At 69.8% G+C, this 5,310-nt stretch carries 2 protein-coding genes; both read right to left on the bottom strand.

Annotation, left to right across the window (positions count from 1 at the left end):
* Positions 1-1,783, bottom strand: a 1,783-nt coding sequence (locus AC1D15_RS16845) for an InlB B-repeat-containing protein (RefSeq protein WP_477826870.1), incomplete at its 3' end; no start/stop codon positions are given.
* Between the two features lie 26 nt (positions 1,784-1,809).
* Complete coding sequence (locus AC1D15_RS16840; RefSeq protein ID WP_477826869.1) at positions 1,810-4,797, bottom strand: InlB B-repeat-containing protein; 2,988 nt, start codon at positions 4,795-4,797, stop codon at positions 1,810-1,812.
* Positions 4,798-5,310: the final 513 nt, after the last annotated feature.

Here is a 5,310-nt window from a genome sequence, read left to right as displayed (position 1 = left end):
GCGTGAAGATCGCGGTCGAGCCGCTGCACGAGACCGTGCCGCTGATGCCGCTGATGCCGAAGCTCGCGCTCGTCACGGTGCTGCAGTTGACGGCTTCCGAGAACGTCACCGAGACGGTGGTCGCGATGCCGATCGAGGTGCCGCCGGTGGCCGGCGTCGTACTCGAGACGGTGGGCGGCGTGGTGTCGGCCGGTGCGGTCGATGCGAAGGTGGCGGTGACCGCAGCGGCCTGCGTCATCGTCACCGTGCAGGCGCCGGTGCCGGTGCAGGCGCCGCTCCAGCCGCTGAAGGTGGCGCTCGCGCCGGGTGTGGCGTTCAGCGTCACGACGGTGCCCGACGCGAAGTTCTGCGTGCACGACGCGCCGCAGCTGAGCCCGGCCGGCGTCGCGATCGCCACGGTGCCGCTGCCGGTGCCGGCGCTCGCGACCGTCAGCGTGTACTTCGGCTTCTCGGTGAAGGTCGCGCTGGCCGCCTGGTTCGCGCTCATCGTCAGGCTGCAGGTCGCCACCTTGCTGCTCGCGCAGGCGCCGCCCCAGGAGGCGAACTGGAAGCCCTCCGCCGGCGTCGCGGTCAGCGTGGTCGCGGTGCCGGTTTCCAGGCTCACCGCGCAGGTCGCGCCGCAGTTCAGCCCGCCGGTCGACGAGGTGATGCTGCCCGAGCCGGTCTTGGTCGCCGTCAGCGTGTAGGTGATGGCCTGGAACGCCGCGTTGACCGAGGTCGCGCTCGACAGCGTGACGTTGCAGGTGGCGTCGGTGCCGGTGCAGCCGGAGGTCCAGCCGGTGAAGCGCTGCTTCGCGGCGGCCTGGGCGGTCAGCTTGACCTGGGTGCCCATCGGCAGCGATTCGCTGCAGTCGCCCGGGCAGTTGATGCCCGACGGCGCCGACAGAACGCTGCCGCTGCCGTCGACCTTGACGTTGATGGCCGCCATGCCGGACGGCGTCGGCGTGAAGCTCGCGGTGACGCTCTGCGCATTGCTCATCGTCACCTTGCAGCTGCCGTTGCCGGTGCAGCCCGCGCCGCTCCAGCCGCTGAAGGTGAAGCCGCTGTTCGGCGTGGCGGTCAGCGTGACGCTGCTGCCCTGCGCGAAGCTCTTGTTGCAGGTGCTGCCGCAGCTGATGCCGGCCGGCGACGAGCTGACGCTGCCCGAGCCGCTGAGGATCACGTTCAGCGCGAAGTTCGCGGTCGGCACCGCGGTGAAGGTGGCGGTGACCGAGCGGGCGCTGCTCATCTGCACCTGGCAGGTACTGCCGGTGCAGGCGAGGCCGCTGCCGCTCCAGCCGCTGAAGGCGTAGCCGGTGGCCGGCGTGGCGGTCAGCGTGACGGCGCTGTTGGCGGCGTAGTTGCCGATGCAGTCGCTGGCGGTGGCGCAGGTCAGGCCGCCGACGTCGGCGGTGACGCTGCCGCTGCCGGCGATCGTCAGCGCCAGGTTGAAGCGGGTCTGCGCTTGCTGGCTGAAGGTGGCAGTCACCGCCTTCGAGGTCTCGACCGCCACCGCGCAGTCGCCGGTACCCTTGCAGTCGAGGCCGCTGCCGCTCCAGCCGACGAAGTCGTAGCCGCTGGCCGGCTCGGCGCTCAGCGTCACCGAGGCGCCGGCCGCGAAGCTCTTCGCGCAGACGCTGCCGCAGTCGATGCCGCCGGGGCTCGACTGCACCTGGCCCTGGCCGACGCGGCTCACGGTGAGCGTCGCCTGGTTGGCTTCCGCCGGGGTGTCGTCCTCGCCCTTGCCGCAGGCAGCGAGGGTCAGTGCGACCGCGAGGGTCGCCAGCAGGCGCAGGTGCTTCATGGGGACTTCCGCAATCTCAATGGATTTCAGTACTCGTAGGCGCCGACGTCGATCTTGCCGTTCAGCGGGCGCGCCGTGCCGATGTAGTCGGTCGTGACCAGCGAGGTCGCGACACCGGTGTTGATCGCCGGGCTGCCGGTCGACAGCGTCAGCGGCCTGCTGGTCGCACCGGTCACGGTGGTGCTGGCGTACTTCGGGTCGACGATGCGGCTGGTGTCGGTGCGGCCGGCGCTCGCGGTCGCGTACTGCAGGGCCCACTGCGACGCCGAGACGCTGTTGTCCTTCAGCACGAAGGTCGGCGCGCCGCCGGTCACCCAGTAGATGTTGCCGTCGATGCGCAGCGTCGAGAAATCGGCCAGCGCGTCGGCGTTCACCTTGATCAGCGGGCGTCCGGCCGAACCGTAGATGATGTTGTTGTAGATCTCGATGTTGACGCCCTTGGTGCCGATCTCCGACTCGTTCGACACGAAGATCGAGCCCTGGCCGGCGGTGGCGGTGTTGTAGCAGCTGTTGTTGTAGATGCGCACGTTCGACGACGACGAGGTCGCGACGCAGGCCCAGGTGGCGTTGACGACGACGTTGTTGCGCACGATGCCGTCGTAGCTCTCGTAGTTGCCGTCGACCAGGCGATCGGTGTCGGTCTCCTGGCCGAGCATGATCGCGTGGCCGTTGTCGCTGCGCCCGATGTTGTAGAGCAGGTTGTTCTCGAAGACCGTGCTGCGCGCGTTGCCCTTCGCGTACATGCCGAAGTCGGGCACGTCGTGCACGTAGTTGCCGGCCACGCGGGTGTTGTTGGCGCCGACGATGTCCACGCCCTGCGCATTGGTGCCCGGCGTCACGACGCTGCTGCTCTGGTAGATCTCGTTGTCCAGCACCTCGACGTCGTTCGCGGTGCGCACCAGCTTGACGATGTCGGCGACGCTGCAGCACAACGTGTTGCCCTGGATGCGCACCTTGGCGGTGTCGATCTTGATCACGTTGCCGTCGTCGCCGCCGGCCGTGCTGCCGCGCACTTCCATGCCCTGGATGGTCCACCAGCTGGCGAAGCAGTCGGTGTTGCCGGTGCCGCTGCCGATGGCGTCCTCGTCGCAGGCGCTGTTGTAGAAGTAGATGGTCGGGCCGGCGCCGGTGCGTTGCAGCACCGGGCGCTCGCCGTTGTAGCCGCGCATCGTGATGCGGGCGGTGGAGGTGCCGGCGGTGCGGATCACCACCGCCTCGGAGTAGGTGCCGGCGCGCACCTCGATGATGTCGCCCGCGGTCGCGACGCCGACTGCCTTCGTGAGGCTCTTGAACGGCGCGGCCAGCGTGCCGGCGGCGCTGTCGCTGCCGGTGGTGGCGACGAACCAGCTCTTGCCGCTGGTGCCGCCACCGCCGCCGGTGCTGGTGGCGGTGAAGGTGGCGCTGACCGACTTCGCGGCCGTCATCGCGACCGCGCAGGTGCTGCTGCTGCCCGAGCACGCACCGCCCCAGGCGGTGAAGGTGTAGCCGCTGGCCGGCGTGGCGGTCAGCGTGACGCTGGTGCCCGACGCGAAGCTGCTGCAGCCGGTGCCGCAGGCGGTGCCGGCCGGAGAGGCGCCGACGCTGCCCGAGCCGGTGGTCGCCACGGTCAGCGCATAGGTCGGCACGGCGGTGAAGACGGCGGTCGCGCTGCCGGCGGCGTTGACCGTCAGCTGGCAGGTCGTGCTGGTGCCGGTGCAGGCACCGCTCCAGTTCGTGAAGGTGTAGCCGCTGGCCGGCGTGGCCGTCAGCGTGACGGCGGTGCCGGCATTGAAGCTTGCGCTGCAGGTGCTGCCGCAGGCGATGCTGCCGCCGGTCGACGCGACCGTGCCGCTGCCTTGCTTGACGACCGTCAGCGTGTAGGTGTTCAGCGCGAACGCGGCGCCGACCGTCGTCGCGGCGCTGACCTGCACGGTGCAGGTGCCGCCGCTGGTCGTCACGGTGCCGGTCGACGCGCAGGCGCCGGTCCAGCCGCTGAAGTGCGACGCGCTGCCGCTGGCGGCGGTCAGCGTCACGCTGGTGCCGGCGCTCACGGTGCTGCTGCAGGCCGTCGGGCAGTTGATGCCGGACAGGTTCGAGACCAGCGTGCCCTGGCCGGTGCCGGTCACGGTGGTGGTCAGTGCGAAGCTGCTGGCCGGCACCGCCGCGAAGGCGGCGCTGACCGCGCGCGCGGCCGACATCGTCACCACGCAGGTGTTGGTGCCCGAGCAGCCCGCGCCGCTCCAGCCGCTGAACGAATAGCCGCTGGCCGGCGAGGCGTTCAGCGTGACGACGGTGTTCTGGTCGTAGCTGTGCGTGCAGGTGCTGCCGCACGAGATGCCGGCCGGCGACGAGCTGACCGTGCCCGAGCCGGTGACCGTGACGCCGAGTGCGAAGGTCGGCGTCGCGACCGCGGTGAAGCTGACGCTGACGCTGCGCGCCGCGCTCATCGTGACCTGGCAGGTGCTGCCGGTGCAGCTGACGCCGCTGCCGCTCCAGGCGCCGACGGTGTAGCCGGAGGCGGGCGTGGCCGTCAGCGTGACGACGGTGCCGGCGGCGAAGCTGCCGCTGCAATCGGTGGCGGTGGCGCACGAGAACGGCGTGGTGTTGGCGGCCACGCTACCGGCGCCGGCGATCGTCACGGCCAGCGGGTACTCGGTGGCGTTCACCGTGCTGAAGGTCGCGACCAGCGACTTCGACTGGTCGAGCATCAGGCTGCAATCGCTGGTGCCGGTGCAGTCGACGCCGACGCCGCTCCAGCCGACGAACTGGTTGCCCTGCGCCGCGGCGGCATGCAAGGTGACCTCGGTGTTCTTCGTGTACGAGCCGGAGCAGTCGCTGCCGCAGTCGATGCCGTTCGGCGTCGAGGCCACGGTGCCCTGGCCGACCCGGCTGATGGACAGCACCGACATCTGCGGCTCGGGCGAGGCGGCGTCCTCGTTCTTCGAACCACCGCAGGCCACCAGGGCCGCGCCGATCACCACCAGGGTCAGATACTTCGAGACACAAGAGAACGCAGGGATCAGGGTCGGGGACATCGCTAGCTTCCATCTGACGCTGGGATCCGACACGGGCCCCGGCCGAGGCGGATTGTGTTGGCACCCACTCACCGACCTGTGTCCAGATGTGGGATGGACAGGTTACAGACGGCTGTGGTCGGCATCTGACGGTCGATCGGCGCGTGGGTGCTCGCTCGCCGCGATTCGTGGTGCAGCGCACACGGTTCATCCATCGGATGTCCGAATGCTTGACATCGCGGTGGCGGACTGTCGGCTGCCTGCAACGGCAGCCGCTTCGCCGGCCCGGCGGGCGGGCTGCGTGCACCCCCCTGGTTCGCGGGGAGTCTGTTACAAAAACAATCGGAAAAGTCTGCCGGCTGCCGGGGGCCGGCGCGGCAGAAGTTGCAGCACCAACCCCGTAACTCAGGGATTGGCGCTGCGGGGTGGTTCTCCGATCATCCCGACCATTCCAAAAGGGGAGCGGCAGCAAGGTTCGGGGGCTGTATCGGTAATCGGGGCGAGTTTGAAACAAACCCTTCAACTACCATCTGT

This window comes from Rhizobacter sp. P2_H2 (assembly GCF_056403375.1).
This window is presented reverse-complemented; position numbering and strand designations above follow the sequence as displayed.